14 protein-coding genes are annotated in these 19,281 nt (G+C 44.6%); 2 read left to right on the top strand and 12 right to left on the bottom strand.

Features of this window, described 5'->3' with window-relative positions; genetic code table 11:
• Positions 1-334: 334 nt before the first annotated feature.
• The 6 genes from ACTS60_RS16135 to ACTS60_RS16110 form a co-directional block, all read right to left on the bottom strand.
• Positions 335-2,449 carry a type I secretion system permease/ATPase gene (locus ACTS60_RS16135; protein ID WP_440889075.1) on the bottom strand — a complete coding sequence of 705 codons (2,115 nt, stop codon included), beginning with the start codon at positions 2,447-2,449 and terminating at the stop codon, positions 335-337.
• A gap of 11 nt (positions 2,450-2,460) precedes the next feature.
• Positions 2,461-4,374 (bottom strand): bifunctional diguanylate cyclase/phosphodiesterase, encoded by a 1,914-nt coding sequence (locus tag ACTS60_RS16130; RefSeq protein ID WP_440889074.1) that lies wholly within the window; start codon positions 4,372-4,374, stop codon positions 2,461-2,463.
• 5 nt (positions 4,375-4,379) lie between these two features.
• Positions 4,380-5,063 carry a transglutaminase-like cysteine peptidase gene (locus ACTS60_RS16125; RefSeq protein WP_440889073.1) on the bottom strand — a complete coding sequence of 228 codons (684 nt, stop codon included), beginning with the start codon at positions 5,061-5,063 and terminating at the stop codon, positions 4,380-4,382.
• Positions 5,064-5,157: 94 nt separating this feature from the next.
• Complete coding sequence (locus ACTS60_RS16120) at positions 5,158-6,549, bottom strand: HlyD family type I secretion periplasmic adaptor subunit (RefSeq protein WP_440889072.1); 1,392 nt, start codon at positions 6,547-6,549, stop codon at positions 5,158-5,160.
• A 99-nt stretch (positions 6,550-6,648) separates the two neighbouring features.
• Positions 6,649-7,872, bottom strand: coding sequence for a sigma-54-dependent transcriptional regulator (locus ACTS60_RS16115; RefSeq protein WP_440889071.1), 1,224 nt, complete (start codon positions 7,870-7,872; stop codon positions 6,649-6,651).
• Complete coding sequence (locus ACTS60_RS16110) at positions 7,865-9,727, bottom strand: sensor histidine kinase (protein ID WP_440889070.1); 1,863 nt, start codon at positions 9,725-9,727, stop codon at positions 7,865-7,867. Before ACTS60_RS16110 ends, ACTS60_RS16115 begins: the two co-directional genes overlap by 8 nt.
• Positions 9,728-9,923: 196 nt before the next feature.
• On the opposite strand from ACTS60_RS16110, the gene pdxH reads away from it, so the two are divergent.
• Positions 9,924-10,559 (top strand): pyridoxamine 5'-phosphate oxidase, encoded by a 636-nt coding sequence (gene pdxH, locus ACTS60_RS16105; RefSeq protein WP_440889069.1) that lies wholly within the window; start codon positions 9,924-9,926, stop codon positions 10,557-10,559.
• Positions 10,560-10,622: 63 nt separating this feature from the next.
• On the opposite strand, the gene ACTS60_RS16100 is transcribed toward pdxH, so the two are convergent.
• Positions 10,623-12,470, bottom strand: a complete 1,848-nt coding sequence (locus ACTS60_RS16100) for an ABC transporter ATP-binding protein (RefSeq protein WP_440889068.1) — start codon at positions 12,468-12,470, stop codon at positions 10,623-10,625.
• A gap of 398 nt (positions 12,471-12,868) precedes the next feature.
• Here ACTS60_RS16100 and ACTS60_RS16095 point away from each other — a divergent pair, with 398 nt between their 5' ends.
• Positions 12,869-13,870: an arginine deiminase-related protein gene (locus ACTS60_RS16095; RefSeq protein WP_440889067.1), complete on the top strand. Its 1,002-nt coding sequence runs from the start codon at positions 12,869-12,871 to the stop codon at positions 13,868-13,870.
• 102 nt (positions 13,871-13,972) lie between these two features.
• Here the strand turns inward: ACTS60_RS16095 and ACTS60_RS16090 are convergent, their stop codons facing one another.
• From ACTS60_RS16090 to ACTS60_RS16070, 5 genes are all read right to left on the bottom strand, one after another.
• Positions 13,973-14,368, bottom strand: coding sequence for a hypothetical protein (locus ACTS60_RS16090; RefSeq protein ID WP_440889066.1), 396 nt, complete (start codon positions 14,366-14,368; stop codon positions 13,973-13,975).
• Between the two features lie 67 nt (positions 14,369-14,435).
• On the bottom strand, positions 14,436-16,487 hold the full coding sequence (locus ACTS60_RS16085) for a glycoside hydrolase family 3 N-terminal domain-containing protein (protein WP_440889065.1): 2,052 nt from the start codon (positions 16,485-16,487) through the stop codon (positions 14,436-14,438).
• A gap of 318 nt (positions 16,488-16,805) precedes the next feature.
• On the bottom strand, positions 16,806-17,330 hold the full coding sequence (locus ACTS60_RS16080) for a YgjV family protein (protein ID WP_440889064.1): 525 nt from the start codon (positions 17,328-17,330) through the stop codon (positions 16,806-16,808).
• 331 nt (positions 17,331-17,661) lie between these two features.
• Positions 17,662-18,291: a bifunctional 4-hydroxy-2-oxoglutarate aldolase/2-dehydro-3-deoxy-phosphogluconate aldolase gene (locus ACTS60_RS16075; RefSeq protein ID WP_029853939.1), complete on the bottom strand. Its 630-nt coding sequence runs from the start codon at positions 18,289-18,291 to the stop codon at positions 17,662-17,664.
• Positions 18,292-18,300: 9 nt separating this feature from the next.
• On the bottom strand, positions 18,301-19,278 hold the full coding sequence (locus tag ACTS60_RS16070; protein WP_440889063.1) for a sugar kinase: 978 nt from the start codon (positions 19,276-19,278) through the stop codon (positions 18,301-18,303).
• Positions 19,279-19,281 lie beyond the last annotated feature (3 nt).

The raw sequence follows: 19,281 nt of genomic DNA, 5'->3' as shown, positions 1-19,281 counted from the left end.
AGTAATTAACTATTTTGATTGAAGATAGATATTTGTGTTGAACGAATTTTGACCTATCTCTCAGTTCCGAATTGAGACGTTATGAAGCCTTCTAGCCACGCCGTCAGCTACTGCTAAGCTAAATACGTAGCTTAGCAGTAGAAGAGAAGGGATGCGATGGAAGAAGACGAAAGGGCAATCATGGGATTAGTCGCTATTGTTGGCTTTGTTCTCTTGTGGGTGTTTTTAGAAGAGTTTGCTTATTTTGGCTTAACCATGACAAATAAATAAGCCCCGCCTGATGTTCATCATACGGGGCTTTATTATGGGCTAACTTTGTTAATTATCAGCTTTATTAACTAACGGCTTTTACTTTACCTTGCTTCAGATCGTTCAGAACCTGAGCCTTTGGACCGTCAGCAATAACGCTACCTTTCTCCATCACAATAATTCGATCGACTACATCTAGCATCGAAGTTTTATGTGTAATCAGAATTAAGGTCTCCGATGCTTTTAGCTGCGCCAACTGGTGCTTAATCTGCATTTCAGAGCGATTGTCCATTGCACTCGTCGGTTCATCCATAAGTAGCACTGGAGGGCGTCCTAGAAGCGCTCGCGCAATAGTAACGGCTTGACGTTGACCACCTGAAAGCATTGCGCCACCTTCGCCAACTTGGCGCTCAAGGCCTGCTGGATCGGCTTGAGTAAATACAGTCACTCCTGCACGGTTGGCTGCATCCATGACATCTCGGTCGTCAGCCAAAGGTCGGCCGAGAGTAATGTTGTCGCGAATTGAACCATAGAACAAGTTACTGTCTTGCGGAACACAGCCTATGTTGCGACGTACATCGACGTGGTGGAGTTGATCCATGTCTGTATCATCAATACGAACATGGCCCTCAGTCGGCTTGTAAAGTCCCATAATTAAACGTTCGAGAGTCGTTTTGCCAGAGCCAATACGGCCGATGATCGCTACCTTTTCCCCTGGGTTGATCGTCAAGCTAAGATCACGAATTGAAGCGACAGGAGCGTCTGGATAGTGGAAAGTCACACGATCGAGTTCTACCTTACCTTGGATAATTGGTCGGTGAATATAACGCTTGCCTTCTTCTTGTTCATCAGGCATTTCCATCACTTGATTAATGATGGTCATCGAAGATTTCGCTTGGTTGTAGCGCGTTGAAAGCAATGACAGTTGCACAAGTGGACCAATAGCACGGCTACTTAACATGGTTGCTGCAATCAAACCACCCATCGTCAAATCTCCATTGGCGATGAGATATACGCCTAAGATGATCATCCCCACGTTACTACTTTGCTGAACAAAACCAGCCGCATTTTGAATGCTGTCTGTGATACGGCGACTCTTGATATTCCAGTTTGCCATGTGCGCGACCGCTTCTTCCCAACGGTACTGGAACTGGCCCTGTGCACTTAACAGTTTCACCGTTTCTAATCCAGATAGGCTCTCAATCAAGTTGGCGTACTTTTGAGAAGCAAGGCGTGAACCTTCTTCAATGGAGCGGCGCAATGGACCTTGGATCAACAGTGAGTGGATAACAAGAATGACGACACCAACAATTGGCACATAAACGAGATCGCCAGCCATTAGCCAAATAATGACTAAGAACAAAATGGCGAATGGAAGGTCAATCAGAGCGCTAACCGTCGCTGAGGTAAAGAACTCTCGAATAGACTCAAACTCTTGCAAGTGGCGAGCAAAAGCACCGACAGAAGGTGGCCGGGATTCCATTCGGATGCCCATGACTTTGCTAAAGAGTTTCGATGAAATCAGAATATCCGACTTTTTTCCTGCTACATCGATGAAGTAGTTTCGTAACGTCTTCAAGAGGAAATCAAAGAGGAACACGACAAAGATACCGCTAGCGAGAACCCACAGAGTCTCGAACGCCAGGTTTGGGACGACTTTGTCATACACTAAACGAGTAAACATCGGAGCAGCAATAGCAAAGATATTGATGAGCAAAGAGGCAATCAAGACATCACGATAAATGCGTTTAGATTGCCACAAGGTCGACCAAAACCAGTGACCTTCTTTAGTTTTTAGTACTTCGGGAGAGCGTTCATCGTAACGGAACTGTTTTTTTACTAGAAAGTAACGGCCAGTGTATTGTTCTAGCAGCTCTTCGAGAGGGATTGCGATAGGCACCAAGCCACTTTCTAGTGTTGTGACTTCGGCTTCTTTTTTTTCTAAGTTAATACTGTTTAAGACGCAGGAGTCGCCGCCTTTTAAAAGTAAGATTGCCGGTAAGATAAGGCTGGAGATATTCTCCAGCCCTGCACGGTTCTCTTTAGCGACAAGGCCAGCCCTTTCAGCCGCTCTAGGAAGCAAAAACGGGGTTAGCTTGCCTTCGGATAACGGTAGGCCGTTAATAAGTGCCTCTGGCGAGTTTGCTAACCCATAGTATCGGCTAACGTAGATGAGCGAGTTTAATAAAGGGTCTTTCATCCTTAACCTTTTTATTCTTTATCAACGATGAAGCCTTGGAATACTTCAACAAAATGTTCAGTTAGGAAATCTAGCTGAATTTGTGTTTCCACACGTGATGCAATCGTTGTGATGCCCAAGTTATGTGCGGTGCGAGAAATAGAAGTCAAAGTAAACTTCTGTTTCTCATCATGTAAGTTATGAGTGAATAGGTAATCTAACTTCACATACCCCGGACGGAACTCTTGAATGTAATCTAGTGATTGGAAATTACGTCCATAGTTATCTACACCAAACTCAGCTCCAGCTTGGCGAAGCGCATTACATAGCAGTGCAGTATGGTGCGGATGTTCTACAAAACAGTCTTCAGGTATCTCAAAGTGTAGCATTGACGCTGCTTTGGCATGCTTCTCCAGAATACTGGTGGTCCAACGAATAAAGGATGGTTGAGCCAAGCTGCTTTGCGCAATGTTGATGGCAACTGGATCTGTAAGTTCACCGCTTTCCAACATCGTAATCATGGATTCGATAACGTATTGGTCGAAGATGTTGGTCGCTTCAAGCTGCTCTAGTGCAAACAGGTATTGATTGGCGCGGTAAGTCTCTCCTTCTTTTTCAATGCTAGAGAACACTTCTTTATGAAAAACTTTACCCCAAGAATTTTTTGCTTCTTGGAAACGGAATTTAATCCAACCACTATGAATGGCTTCTTCAACCAGTGCTTTCCATTGCTGTTTACCCATTAAGCTTGAAGCGCTATCACTGCCGATGAAACCATAAGATTTGTCTGGTTCTGATTTCGCTTTAGAAAGAGCGTTGTCGACCATCGACATCACTTCAGTTCTGGTCTTTTCTTCTTTGCTATGAGCTACACCAAGAGAGGCTTTTGGCTTCGCCATGCCTGTTGGATCGGTATTCAATCCGTTGACACAGTTGACAATACTTTCTGCCATTAGGCGAAGTTCGCTTTCATCCATGTGCGGGAATAGCAAGCCAAACTCATCGCTAGATAAACGGGCAATTGTTGCTCCCGGAACGTCAATGGTGTTCTTCAAGCGTTGAGCAAGCTCTTTTACATGCGCGTCAGCACGTTGGTAATCCTTTGTTTCGTAGATATCACCAATGTACTCTGCATGTAGCAACGCAATACCACCTTGAGTTTGCTCTGCTAGCCACTGGTCTACTTGGTTAATGTAGAACGAACGGTTACCCAGTTTTGAAATTGGGTCTAGGTAAGCTTGAGCACGTAGGCGTTGGGCTTCTTTAGCTTGCTCTTTGAAAGAAAGCTCTATTTGTGCTGACATGGTATTAATGCCATCAACAACGGCGATCAGATCTTTTGTCTTAGGACGTTTTAGCGGATCACCAAACTGGTTGTTAGCGATTTCATGCATCTTTTTCACAATCGCATCGAGCGGCTTTAATGAGCGGCGTAAGATGTAAGAGATAGAGATTAGACCCGCTAGGAAAATTAAACCAAAAGCACTTAGTAGACGAATAAATCCTTGCCATAATTGCTCGTAAGCCGCACCAGGGTGGCTGATAATTTCAACTTCAGCCAATTGCATCCAGCCACTGGTTACCACACGCTTATCATGGATAGCAGTGAAGAGGTTTAGATTAATAAACCATTGCGGTACCGAGGTTGGTTTTACAGGATACGAGCGTACGATTTGATAGTCTGAATCTAACGCTGTTAAACGCACTACCGAATAGGTACTGCCATCGAACAGAGCGTTAATCACAGATTCTACCGCGACCTTATCCTTGTTTTGCAGATAAGGTGCAAGAGCGAGACCTACCGTATTAATGGTATTGTTGACCTCTGAACGTTGCTGTTGCTCTAAGCTGTTACGAGTAGTGTTGAATTCGATTACGAATACTGATGCCATCAAGAGTATAAAGACCGTAACCATTCCCACTACAAGTTTCTTATAAAGGGTCATGTTTCTTACTCGTCATAGTTAATAATAGGTTTGTTTAAGTGCAACTTACGCTCGCGCGAACGTAAGTCATTCCAAAGGCTCAAACGTGATGATTTCCCGGCGAGTTCGCCGTTGCTTCCAGCAGATTTCATCAACCAAAGGTTTGAACCGTTAAAACTGTAAATCGGTAGCAAATCGCTACGTTTTGAGGCTTTGACGACTTCTGGATTGATATTGTCCAAAATCAAAGGCTCTGAGCTTTGTGTTGGGTAATACGCCAAAACCATATGGAACTGATTCAGCTCAATAGCTTTGACGTACACCAAGCGCATTTTTGAATCAGGAACGCCTAATTCAAGCAATGAGAAATACTTGGCGATGGTAAAATCTTCACAATCTCCAGCGCTACTGCCTAAAAACTCTAAAGGTGTCGCCCAATAATCTTTCTTTCCCCAAAGCTTGATGTCATCGACAAAATACATTTGGTTAAAAAAGTCATTGATGCCTGCCAGTTTTTCTTGAGTAGTAAGGTGTTGGTATAGCTCAATGTTTTCTCGCCATGTTTTAACACGTAAGCCTGCTCGTTCACCGTAGGTATTGGTGACAGCGTTTATCCATTTCTGTTCAAGCTGGCTCTGCGCTCCTCCAGGAAGAGCGACCAAGCTTAAACTCAACAGAACGCTAACTTTACGCTTTAAATTCAGTGGCATAATCGATATACATCACAACTGTTATCACGATCAATGTTCGTCATTGAGAACTCACTTAACTTGAGTGCGTTGATCGGATCTTTGTTTCGGATGCTTACTCCTTTAATGCGTTATTTTTTGCGCTCAATATTGGCTTCAATAGGTATTCCAATACTGTTCGCTTACCAGTGATGATATCAACGGATGCTGTCATACCCGGAATAATCGGCAGATCGGCACCTTTACCAAAATTGGTTTTATCAGTACGCACGCGAACGATATAAAAACTGTTGCCTTCTTCGTCCTGAGTGGTGTCTGCACTGATGTGCTCGAGTACCCCTTCTAAGCCCCCATATTTAGTGAAGTCATAAGCGGTAAACTTAACGATGGCGTGCAAATCAGGACGTAAGAATGCAATATCTTGAGGAGCAATTTTTGCTTCTACCAATAAAGTATCTTCGGTTGGTACGATTTCTACAATGTCCATACCAGGCTGAATTACACCGCCAACCGTGTTGACGTTTAATGTTTTGATCGTACCTGTTACAGGTGAAACGACGATAGTCCGGTTTACACGATCTTCTAACCCAACTGTAGACTCAACTAACGCAGACAACTGATCTTGAGTTTTATTGAGCTTCTCTTGTTGCTCCGAACGAAACTTAAGTGCCACATCTATCCGGTTCAACATCGCTTCTTTGATCGAAGATTTGATCACCGGAATTTTAAGTTCGCTTGATGTCATCTCACGGCGAGACTCGTTAACCTGGCGTTGTAGTTTCAGCAACTCAATACGCGGAACGACGCCTTCGTCGGCAAGAGGCTTGGTAATATCCAGTTCTTTCTTAGCAAATGAGTAGCTTTGACGTAGGTTGCGTACGCGAGCTTCTATCTCAACCAGATCCTGCTGCTTCTGCTTTACCTGTTGATCAATCACTGACATTTGGTTACGCAGATTGTCGAGATCTTCGCGGTACTCTGCCTTTTGTCTTTTTGTTAGCTTAGGTTGATTTTCTTCCAAAATAGGTGGAAAAGTCAGCTTTCCATAATCGAGTTGAACGCTATCTTCCCAATTTTTCTCATCAAAATCGCGGTTAACTTCAACACTGCTAATAGAAGCGGAAAGTTGTAAAACGGAAGCGGTTAAGTTGGCTACTTGCTGTTCTCGTTCGCGAAAGTCAGAGCGAAAGCGTGTGTCATCAATCAAAAGCAATTGTTGACCTTTTTCGACTTGTTGGCCCTCTTTGACCAGAATTTCTTTGACCAACCCCCCTTCTAAGTTCTGAACGACTTGTATTTGGGATGAAGGAATGACTTTTCCTTGGCCAACGGTCACTTTATCAATCTCTGCCCAAGATGCCCAGCCAATAGCAGCAGCAAAAAAGAGCACCATTACCCAAAGCATTAAACGGGCGCTACTTGGCGTATTGAGAAGCAATGCCGCGGTCTTGTCGTCAACAAAGTCCAACTCTTCGTTGCTGAGTTTGTTGTAGTTATCTCGGCTCATTACATTCCTTGTTTTATAAAGAATAAATATCTTTTTGATTTTATTCTCATTTATTGACCATGTTAAGTAATAGCGACAGGATCAATAAATTAATTCTATCTAGGCCTTGAACTGTGTTTTATCCAACTGATGCTTTTTTAGCTTGTCATACAATGTCTTGCGTGACACGTTCAATTCTAGTTGAACCTCTTTGAGCCTGCCTTTATGGCGTTGTAAAGCATCAAATAACAAACAGTATTCAAAGTGTTCTGTGCGCTGAGTCATACTTTGAAGCTCAATGCTGCGTTCGTTACTCCATTCGCTCATTGGAAACGCAGCTGGTTTTAGTGCGCGTAGCTCGGCGAACTGTCGTAGCTGTTTGATGTTCTCAGGCCATGACATTTGTGTGATTTGGTTTAGTTCTTCCAATGTGATTTGTGGTGGCTGCAACTGATATCGGCTCGCAGAGTAACGGACAAAGTGTTTGTATAACGGTGCGATATCTTCTTTTCGCTCGTCTAACGTGGGTAAGTGAATCACGAGAGCGGTGTTTTGAATGTCGATGCTTGCACTGACTCCTGCGCCTAAAACACGTTTCAGTCCAGGATGCTGCACCAGTTTATCCCAACGATCGGCAGAGAGATTTTCGATACTGTGGACGTACAAACTGGATGATGGTTTGTCTTGCGTCAGATAATCAATACTTTTGCTAAATGCTTCATCAGAAAGTTCAGATAGATCGTACCCTGAAGCAATAAGCAGTTCGCTGTCTGGCGTTGCGTGAATATCGTGGGCAAATTGTGCAGCTAAGCGTCGACCAGTCCCTTCTTCACCAAGGAACATCATAGGTTTATTGGGCGTACTGCTAATGATGGTTCGACGCACTGCTACCATTGCTTGGCTATGACCGATCATCTTTGGGCCAACATGAGTTTGCATGTCGAGCTCTTTTTTAAGCCATACGTTTTCTTGAAGTAACAGTAGTTTGTCGTTGGCATTGTTCAATGACTTCATTAACTGTTCTGTTGAGAAGGGCTTCTCCAAAAAATCATAGGCCCCAGCTTTCATTGCTTCCACCGCCGTTTTAACGTCACCATGTCCAGTGAGAACAATGACTTGAAAGTGTGCATTTTTGCTCAGTAGGGTTTTCATGAATTCGAGCCCATCCATCACGGGCATATGAATGTCCGTGATAACTACTGCTGGCGTTTGCACGTCGATTTCACGGAGTGCTTCTATGGCATTTGGAAAGCAAGTAACGGTTAAGCCTTCAATCATTAATGCTTGGGATACAGCATCACGAATGTGGGGTTCATCATCGACAAAGTAGATCAGATTATTCATGAGATTGCTCCGTAGGTTCTGCTACGAGAGGAACAGTGATCACAAAGGTCATGCCGGCTAAATTATCGGTATTCCTGTCACCGTGATTAAATGCAGTCAAACTGCCACCGTAGCTTTCCAAAATCCTTTTAGAAATCGTAAGGCCTAGCCCTAAGCCTTCCGGTTTGGTTGTAAAGAAAGGATCAAATACTTTCTCCAATGAAGAATCTGACATTCCTGGACCATTATCAGAAACTAAAATGTCGCATAAATTATCGTGACACTGAACGGCCAGTGATATCTGAGGGTCAATACGTCGGCCATCCATCGCTTGGGCTGCATTGTGAAAAAGATTAATCAACACTTGCTCTAGCTCGACGCTGTGAATAGCCAAGTTTATGTTGTGGTGAATGGTTGGGACTTTTAGTGTGACGCCTAGCTTTATCAATTTGTTACTTAGTATGCTAGTAGCGTTGTGAACAGAATCATGCAAATTGGCGATTTCATTGTGTGTATTTTGATCTGTTCGACGAGTAAATACTTTTAAGCGAGCAATCACCTCAGAAATCGTATCGTTTAAGTTCAGCATTTTATCCAGATTGTCTGTGACCATCGGGTACTGTTCCATTGCCATCAAACGCTGAGAATTTTCTGTGTATGTTCTCAGTGCGGCTAGAGGTTGGTTAATTTCATGGTTAATGCTGGCTGAAAGCTCCCCTAATAAAGCCAGCTTTGCTGCTTGGGTGAGTTCTTGTTGAGTTTGTTTCAATTCTTGTTGGCTCAGCTGATATTGACTAATAGTTTGCTGCAGCTTTTGATTGGCTTGGCTTAATACGATGGTACGCTGCGTTACTTTCTCTTCCAGGCTGACATTCATTTCAGCTAAACGGGCTTTGTTGACCATCATTTGAAACCAAGCGAATGCGATTAGGCTCATTAAGCAGTAAAAAATGAGAAAGATGACGTCGGCTTGCAATACGGTCATCAGAATTTCATTTTTTGTGATTATTGCAATAACCCGATAATCCTTAGCATGTAAAGGCTCAGCAAAGGCAAGATATTGTTCGGAGATCAGCAAAGATGAGTGCTCAAAATTAGAAATATCACTGTTCTGGGTAACATCACTACGGTATTGAGGTAATGATTCACCATACTGTTGTGTAAGCGTGAGATAATTCGTTTGAGCTTTTGTTAAGGGAAACAGCGCTTTGTACCGCCAGTTGGGCAAATTGCTCATAAACACAATATTGTGTTCGTCTGCAACGAGTATATCCGTTGATTCTTGAGCAAGGCTTTGTTCGAGTTGTTCAAGATTTACTTTTACCGTGATAACACCAGCAACATTCCCGTCAATGATTAGAGGAGAAGAGAAAAAGTACCCGCGTTTATTTGAACGAGCCCCTAAAGCAACATATTGAGCTTTCTCGCCTTTCATCGCATCTTGAAAATAGGGCCTAAAGCTAAAATCTGCGCCAATAAAACTATCAGCCTGATCAAAGTTGCTTGATGCGATTACGACGCCGTTTTTATCATGAACATAGATAGTGTCGGCAAGGCTTTGCTTGAGCCAATCTGATAATAGTGGATTCAGTGAGGGTGAAGAAGTTTGGTTTTTCACCGCAGCTAACAGGCGAGGATCATGGCTTAGTAAATTGGGGATCTGTTCAAACTTAGCCAGTTCTGCGTCGATCTTTTGTGAAACTTGATTGGCCAATGTAGTAAGAGTCGCCTGCCATTGGCGTTGTTGATATTGCATCGCATAGTAGTGGGTAAGTAGCAACCCCGCGAGTCCTATCGCGCTAATCAATAAAACAAAATGCCGAATGGCTTTGGGGCTGAGTATATTCACGGCGTGCTCACTGGTTTTTAACGCCATGTTATCAAAAGGTATTTAAAGGTACATTGAGCCACAACCACAACGAGAATTAGATCTGAATTTTGTGGGTTTGAACAAGGAATATCTGTGTCTCAAAGAGTAGGGTGAGGGCCCATGACCTTTGCGCTAACAAGGCTGACCTTGTAATTCCCCATCATCGAGCGCACAATCGAGAAAAAATAGTGAAGGAGTGAAGATGGAACTTTCCGACATCCGCCGTGAATACACAAAAGGTGGCTTACGCCGTAAAGACCTAAAAGCGGATCCAATCGACCAATTTAATTTATGGTTGGAGCAAGCAATCCAAGCGGGCTTGACTGATCCAACAGCAATGACAGTTGCCACGGTTGATGAAAACGGTATGCCATTTCAACGCATTGTTTTGCTTAAGAACGTCGATAAAGACGGCTTCGTTTTTTACACTAACTTAGGCAGCCGTAAAGCTCAGCATCTTGAGCATAACAGTAATATCAGCCTCCATTTCCCATGGCATCCGCTTGAGCGACAAATCCATATTACCGGCATCGCAGAGAAACTGTCACCACTGGAGAACATGAAGTACTTTACTTCACGTCCAAAAGAGAGCCAGTTAGCGGCCATTGCGAGTAAGCAAAGTAGTCGAATCTCAGCCCGAGGTGTTTTAGAAGGAAAATTTCTGGAGCTGAAACAGAAATTTGCCAAAGGCGAGATTCCCGTGCCTACCTTTTGGGGGGGCTTCCGAGTCAAACCTCAAAGTATTGAATTTTGGCAAGGTGGTGAGCACCGTTTGCATGACCGTTTCTTATTCTCTCAGCACGATGGTGAGTGGGATATTGATCGCTTAGCGCCATAGCTTTGAGCATCAGATAATAAAACACCGCCGAAAGGCGGTGTTTTGCTTTGAGGCATTTATTGCTTAAGCTCGCTTATCTTCTATCTCCTCACCAAGGAACCCCCCAGTTTGGTGAGCCCAAAGTTGAGCATAAATATCGTTGTTAGCGATAAGCTCTTTGTGCGTGCCTTGCTCGACGATATTGCCTTTATCGAGCACAATCAAACGATCCATTTGAGCAATAGTCGATAAGCGGTGTGCAATGGCGATAACCGTTTTTCCTTGCATCAGCTCGTTCAAGCTTTCTTGAATAGCGGCTTCGACTTCTGAATCCAATGCAGAGGTTGCCTCATCAAGAACCAGCAATGGCGCGTCTTTAAGTAGTACCCGTGAGATAGCAATACGTTGACGTTGACCGCCAGATAACTTCACACCACGTTCACCAACTTGAGCATCGTAACCAACGTTTCCAAATGGGTCAGTCAGTGTGTCGATAAACTCGTGTGCGTGCGCCTGCTTGGTTGCTTTTAGTAGCTCTTCTTCTGTGGCATCTGGATTGCCATACAGGATATTGTCACGGATAGAGCGGTGCAGCAGAGAGGTATCTTGCGTTACCATACCAATCTTTGAACGCAAAGAGTCCTGAGTTACGCTTGAGATCTCTTGACCATCAATTTTAATGCAGCCTTCTTCAACATCATGGAAACGAAGTAATAGGTTTACCAAGGTCGATTTACCAGCACCAGAGCGGCCAACCAAACCGACTTTTTCACCGGGTTTGATATTGAGATCAAGGTTGCTGATCACGCCTTTTTTCTCACCGTAATGGAAACTGACGTTGTCAAAGTGGATACCACCGTTAGACACTTGTAGATCTTTCGCTCCCGGTTTGTCTTGGATATCGATAGGTTTAGAGAGCGTTTTCATACCATCGACAACGGTACCCATATTTTCAAACAGGGCGCCGACCTCCCACATGATCCACATAGACATACCGTTGATACGCAGCGCTAAACTGATCGCAATCGCAATTGCACCAACACTGATTGCGCTATCTAACCAAAGGAAGATAGAAAGTGCAGCCACGGAAAACACCAAGATATAATTGGAGATTTCCACTGCGACATCAAAGCCCGTAACTAAGCGCATTTGACGATAAACCGTATTGAGGAAGCCTTTCATACCTTCTTCGGCATACTGCGTTTCTCGTTTGCTATGAGAGAACAGTTTCACGGTTTGAATATTGGTGTAGCTATCGACAATACGTCCGGTCATGGTTGAACGGGCATCTGCCTGCTCGGTTGCTACCTGTTTTAGCTTAGGAACAAAGTAAATTTGAATAGCAATGTAAGCGGCTAGCCATATCAGCATAGGAATCATCAAGCGCCAGTCGGCAGCCGCCAGCATGACGATGATGCTGGTGAAGTAAACCGTGACGTAGACAAATACGTCCATGGTCTTCATGACGGTTTCTCGCACAGCTAAAGAGGTTTGCATCACTTTAGTGGCTACACGGCCAGCAAAATCATCTTGGTAGAAGTTTAAGCTTTGATTGAGCAAATAGCGGTGTGCTAGCCAACGAATAGACATTGGATAGTTGCCAAGTAAGGTTTGGTGGATCAGTAAAGAGTAGATCACCACCAAAACTGGCATGACGATCAGCAACAAGCTGCCATAGAAGTAGAGATCGCCTTTATTGTCTTGTAGAAATGTTTCTGGATTACTTGTAGATAGCCAATCAACCAGTTGTCCCATCGCGCCAAACAGCGATACTTCGACGATCGCAACAATAGTCGACATCAGAGACATGATGATCAACGGTTTTTCATAACCACGAGTATAGTGGCGTAAAAACGCAAAGATCCCAGAGGGGGGCTGATCAGGGTTTGATTTGGGGAATGGCTCGGTAAAGCCTTCAAATCGTTTAAACATAACTCATCCTAAAGTTAATAGTTGCCATCTCAGTAATTGAATCCATCAATTCTTCCTGCTTTGGACGAAGCAGTTAATACCGAGCATGGGGTAAGACATATTGTGGTCTGCTAGCCAGAAAGCAGACAAATTTCGTATGTGAGAGAGGCGAAAAAATAGTCTAACCGATTGCTTTTTAAATGTAACTAGTTGGTTATGTCACCAGTGCATTGTTCTTGAGAATGTCATTCACATGCTATAAAGCAGCAAACCTACAAAGTGACAATAAAAAGTCGGGTTGGTGTGTGTTTTTGCAGCAAACTTTACTTTTGGTTGATGGAATTGTTATTAAAAAAAGTAAAATTTCGGTTAACAATAATTTTACAATCTTCTCATTCTAGTGATAAGGGTTGAGATGGATGCTATTACACGAATCAGTGCCTCAGAATGCACGTGAACCAGAAGAAAGCACGCAAAGTGCTCAGCGTCATACCGCTAATTGCGTTGTGATGGTTCCGCCGAAAGAGTTTTGTTTTAATGAAGAAACCGCGCAAGACAACGAGTTTCAACACCAAGTGTCTCTGACGCAAGAAGAAGTCTCCCACAGTGCGATGGCTGAGTTTTCTGCAATGGTTGTGGCTCTGCGCAAAGCAGGTGTGCAAGTAGTAGAGTTTGATTACCCACGATCTGATATCGCTACGCCAGATGCTGTATTCCCAAATAACTGGTTTAGTACGACGCCGGAAGGTTCTTTATATACATTCCCAATGGCGTGTGAAAATCGCCAGCAAGAGGTTCGTCCGGATGCATTGGTTGCCGCACTAGCGCAAGCGGGGCGCGAAGTACATCAACAAGAATCATTAACAGAATACCTAGATGAGCAAGCTTACCTAGAAAGTACTGGCGTTATGGTGTTCGATCACTTCAATAAAACCGTCTATGCGGCCCTTTCACAACGTTGTGATCGACTTGTGTTAGAAGACTATGCCAAGCGCATCGGTTACGAGCGTGTGATTTCTTTCCAAACGCGTTTGCCATCCGGTGCACCTATTTACCATACGAATGTGATGATGGCGGTGGGTGAACAGTTCTGTGTGATTTGCGATGAAGTGATCCCAGAATTTGAACGTCGTTTTGTTTTGAAGTCGTTAGCGAAAGACAAGCAAGTGATCTCGATTTCTCTAGAGCAGATGAACCAGTTCTGCGGCAACATATTGCAACTGGAATCAGTGCGAGGCGACAAGGTGATTGCCATGTCTCAATCGGCTTACGATGCATTCTCTCCAGCACAAAGAAATCAACTAGCGACACACGGTAAATTGCTGCCATTCGATGTTTCTACCATCGAATCTATTGGTGGTGGTTCCGTACGCTGCATGTTAGGTGAAGTGTTCCTACCTAGTCGTAAATCGTTGCTGTAACAGAAGCACTAGCCTCATTAGTTTGGTTACGTCGAGTTTGGTTCAATACAAAGACGCGATACATATAAATACAAGATCAGCGATGAGGCTGATCTTGTCGATTTAACATGCTTCTGAGTGACGCGCTTGCTGAAAGCAAGGTTCTTGCTTTGAATGTTTGGGTACAAAACAGAGTTTGTCTGCGGACATCTTTAACCCATTTTGCATCTTGATATGAGTGACAGCCCAAATCACACATCCGTGGGGTAGGTTGAACAGAGAGCGTGTTTGGGTGAAAAGTGCGCCATCATCATAAGCGGGTGTGATGTTGATGGCTTTTCCTTGCCACGCCTGACGAACGTTTTTTACTTCAATATTTGGTACCACAAGCGAGAGCATTTCAGGCTCAACATCTTTAACGACTTTTAAGCAAATGCGGCAACCATCGTAGTATTGTTCCACCCAAACTTTATGGGGAATGCTTTGGTCAACCCAGTCTAACTGCAGTATGTGTTCCATGGTTAATTCCTCAAGTTGATCCAGCAAAGGCAGCGTTGAGACGCTGCCTAGCTAGATGGGTAAAAGATTATTTGTAGCTTAGTCCGTGACCAAATTCATATAGCGTGTCCGCTTCGTCATAACCTGGGTAGTCGGAGTGTTGGTTCAAAATGGCTTGTGCGCTGTTTGCTAGTGCAAATGGAAGCTTACCTTGTGGCGCAAAGTTGCCTGAAAGGACTTCCATTAGGTTGCTATCTGATACACCAAAGGTGGCTAAGATTGCGCCTGCTTTTTTCATGTTGCTTGCATCATCCAGTACAAACGGTTGACGGAAGTTAATCGAAAGCACGGTATTTTCTGCGCCAACTTCACTCATGACAGCTTGGATATCGGTTAGGCTTGGTTCTATTGTCCATGATGCCGCGGTTGCCATTTGGCTGAACGCCAGCAGGTCGAGTTCATCAGGGTTTGCACCACCAAAGATAAGCTCAGGATCCGCACCTTCGTTGGAAACGCGGACGCGAATAACGGCGTAATCGGTTCCTGCAGGTACTGTTGGGCGAACTTCCCCCTCTTCGTAATCACCAGACGTCACGTCAAAGCCATAACGTTCATCACCTGCGATGGTTTCATCCATACCCATCACGTAGAGCGAAACTGCTTTGTCCGTACTTGGTTTAGCAAGCGGCAGTGTCTTCTCTGTATTTTGCAACAGAACCACGGATTTCTTCTGAGCGTAATCTGCGCGCTCTTGATGTTCGGCATTGCCTAAGATTTCTTGTGCATTGCTTACGTCCACGTAAGTGTTTTCAAACAAGCCAAGTTGGAATTGCTCTTTGACTAGGCGGGTTACTGAGAGGTCGACACGTTCTTCGTCAATCAGCCCTTTGTTGACCAAATTCACGATGACGTCTTTGTCATTAAAGCCTGATAACACATCAACACCAGCCTCAATCACCATCGCAACTTGCTCATCAATGGTTTTGTCTTCTACACCCCATGCTCTGTCGCCGATGATACCTGTATCGGAGTTGACATTACCGGTGTAGCCTAGCTCACCGCGCAGTAGGTCGGTGACAATGCCTTTAGAGAAGGACATGCCCACATCGTTTGGCATCCACTTCTGATCTACAGGGATACCGTAGTAAGGCATGATGGAAGAAGCCCCAGCATCGATTGCTGCGATAAACGGAATCAAATGGTAGTCAAAGTTGTCTTTTGGATAAACTTGGTTTTGGCCAAAGTCGTAGTGCGGATCACCGCCGTTTTCTTGAGGACCACCACCAGGGAAGTGTTTGATCGTAAGGGCGATACTGTCTTGGTCAATGGCTCCACCACCTTGTAGACCGTTGATCAAAGAGCGCATGATATCTGCCGCAAGATCCGCGTCTTCTGTAAAGGTTTCATGTACGCGGTACCAGCGAGGCTCTGTCGCTAAGTCCATCATGTAGCCATACATACTGCGTAAACCAATCGATGACCATTCTTCATTCATGATGCCCGCAAACTCTTCAATCAGCGCCATATCGCGAGTGGCTGCAAGTCCAGCTTCTTTTGGCCAAGCCGAGAATGCACCCGAAGAGACGTTGATACCCGCTTTTGCAGATGGGTCGATGTGGTTGCGTGCATTGGACTTAAATAGAGCAGGAATACCCATGCGGGTTTTCTCTCGTAACTCTTGAACGTTGTTCATGAAGGTGGCTGCTTCTTTCGGCGAGATTTGGCAACCAGAGCGTCCGCTGTCGCAGTTCGGGGCGTTTTCCGGCGTTTCAACCACACTATTACGGAAAATAAAGCGGGTCATCTGAGCGTCGGCGATCATGTCTTGACCTTTGCTTGTCACGACACCACCTTCACCAGAATTGAGAGTGTCAATCAGCATCATGCCGGCTTTTTCTTCCAGCGTCATTCGGCTAACAAGATCGGCGGCACGCTCTTCTGGTGTTAGGCGCCAATCTTCGAATGGTTCTAACGTTCCGTTGCCATTGGAGTCTCTGAATTGATAACCATCAACACTCAGTACGTCATGTACTCGAGAGAAGACTTCTGGTTGAACATAGCTGTTGTCATCGTCGGATGAGTTACACCCTGCGAGAACAAGCGCCACTGCGATAGGAGTGAGTTGGGTAAGACGTTTCATGTCGCTGTCCTAATGTTGGTATAGTTGTTTGTTCTAGACAAATATTAATAATTACCCGTATTTTGGTTAACCAAATTTAATTAAACTACAGATTTGGATCACCATATTTTTTATTTAGGTGATTTAACTCAATCTATTATTAAAAATAGGTTGACCACATTAAATGTTATCGTGATTTCGAATTGAGATGTTTTTGATTAATTTCATTTAAATCATGTATTTACATAAGTGTTAGGTTGCTTCCAAATTCTATGTAATATCATGGCTGCTATTATTTACTTCGGAACGATTACTTGATTATAAAAAGGGACAAATACATCAGTTATCATTCACAGTTTTCATCTGATTATTAATTTTATTTGATTGATACAAGCGATATATAGTCAGTAAGTTGGTGATGATAAATGTACTTTCGACCAATGAGCCGCCGATAGAGCCAAGCCAAATATTGTGGCTGACCCAGCAGAAGGAATTAAACAAAATTAAGCTGCGTAGGGTGATGCTTTGTTTGGAAAAGAGCGCCCAAGTGGCGACCGATGATCCGATTACCGTGAGTAGCTCAAAAAAGTGAGTGATGTTTGGAAGGGTCATTAGCCACATCAATGCAATGAAGAACCACATCACTTTGCGCGATTGAGTTTTGATTGAGGCGAAACTGCGAATGCCATTAATGATCACGCCAATGGCGGCGACGGTTGCCCCCATTAGGGTAAAGTGAATACCCATGATGAAGCAAAACGCCATCATCTGATAGCGAAAGCGCATGTCGTCTTTCTGCCAGAATGCCATCACGCCAACCATAAACGCGATGCCACCAACGGCTTGTGCTAACCAGTTTTCCATTAATTTTCCTAGAGTTTTGGACTTTGATTCATCTCGTTAAGTGAGTAGGCAAATGAGCATCCTGCAAAGTTGCCGCTCTTTTAGAGTTCGATTCGCTCTGTGAGTAGATCCTGAATCACGCTCGTGCCTTGCTTTTCAGGGTGACGATTAGGGCGATATTTGTCATATCGTCATTCGACGAGCCTAGGCGAGATCAGGAATCTACTTACCGCGATAACCCAATCAATTGAGCTATGCTTTGAACGAATCAGCCCTCCATAAGGGGAGGGCTGGGCACTTTATCTCAATCGCTAAGGGGTTACCCAAGAGTCTTGAGGCTACTTATGAATTATTACTCATTCACAAGCGCTACTGCTTCGCGAGTTAGGCGTGCAAGCTCTTCCCAGTTACCTTCTTCAATCAGTTTCTTGTCTACCATCCATGTACCACCACATGCCAATACGCGCGGGATAGCTAAGTAATCTTTGATGTTTGCAGGGTTAATGCCACCTGTTGGCATTAGTTCGATGTCGGTATATGGCGCAAGCAGTGATTTCACCATGTTGATGCCGCCAGAGGCTTCCGCAGGGAAGAACTTCAAGGTGGTTAATCCCATTTCCAGCGCGGCTTCAACCGTGCTTGGGTTGTTCACACCTGGTACGATATCAATCCCGATTTCTTGGCACGCTTTAACGGTATTTGGGTTAAAGCCAGGCGATACGATGAACGTTGCGCCCGCTTCTTTTGCTGCGATCGCTTGCTCGCGGTTCAGTACCGTACCTGCGCCAATCAGCATGTCTGGCTGGGTTTCTCGCAGAAGACGAATGGCTTCTACCGCGGCTTCTGAGCGGAAAGTGATTTCAGCGGCTGGTAGTCCATTTTCTGCCAATACTTTACCCAATGGGATAATGTCTTCTGCTTTATCGATAGCGATAACAGGAATAACTTTCAGAGTTTTTAATTGTTCTTTAATGCTAGACATGAGTGTTCCTTAAACGACGCCAAGCGCCGGTTGTGTGAATGCTTTGGGAATGATGGCACCGCGATGTTGAATCACAGCACCTGCCAGTGCGTTGCCTCTTTGGCATGAGGTCGCTAGATCGGCGCCAGCAAGGTATGCCGATAAAAAGCCACCATTGAATGAGTCGCCCGCCGATGTGGTGTCCACCACTTGAGCGACAGGTTGGGTTGGCACGGCTTGTGGAGCCAGAGCCGCGCTCGAACCCTGATTTGTTGAGTCTTGAACCAAACAGCCATCCGCGCCGAGCTTGACGATGCATTTGCCCACGCCAAGAGAGGTAAGGCGTTCAATGGTTTGCTCTGGTGTATCGTCACCCCAGATCAATTGCTCATCATCAAAAGTCACTAAGGCAACGTCCGTCAGTTGATACATGGCTTGGTAAACGTTTTTGACGGTTTGATTATTGTCTTGAGGCCATAGTGCTGGACGGAAGTTACTATCAAACGCGACTTCAACACCTTGAGCTTTCAGTTCGACCAATAAGTTGAGCAGTGAAATTCGGTCTTCTTCTGGCAAGATGGCCAAAGAGATACCGCTGAGAAACACCGCATCCACTTGAGTTAATGCTTGCTTAACCAGTCCAAAATTTGGATGTTGAAGTAAGTAACGCGCAGCTGATTGGTTACGCCAATATAGGAACGTACGCTCGCCTTGGTCATCAAGCTGAATCAAGTACAAACCCGGCGTGCGAGTCTCATCGCGCAGCACTAAGTCTGTTGATACGCCTTCGTCTTCCCAGCGAGTCAGCATTCCCGTACTGATTGGGTCATTGCCAAGCGCTGTAACGTAAGAGATTTTAACTTCATCAGGTTTGCTATTGGCTTCGCAGCCGCGGCTCAAATAAACCGCAGCGTTGAGCGTATCCCCACCAAATGTTTGATGCATTGAGCCGAACGGTTTGCCATTCAGCTCAATCATACATTCACCAATAATGGCGATGTGCTTCATTGG

The organism is Vibrio sp. WZ-1, from assembly GCF_052037695.1.
In the GTDB taxonomy this organism is placed as follows: domain Bacteria; phylum Pseudomonadota; class Gammaproteobacteria; order Enterobacterales; family Vibrionaceae; genus Vibrio.
The sequence above is the reverse complement of the archived record's forward strand: the minus strand, read 5'-3'. Positions and strand labels throughout refer to the sequence as shown.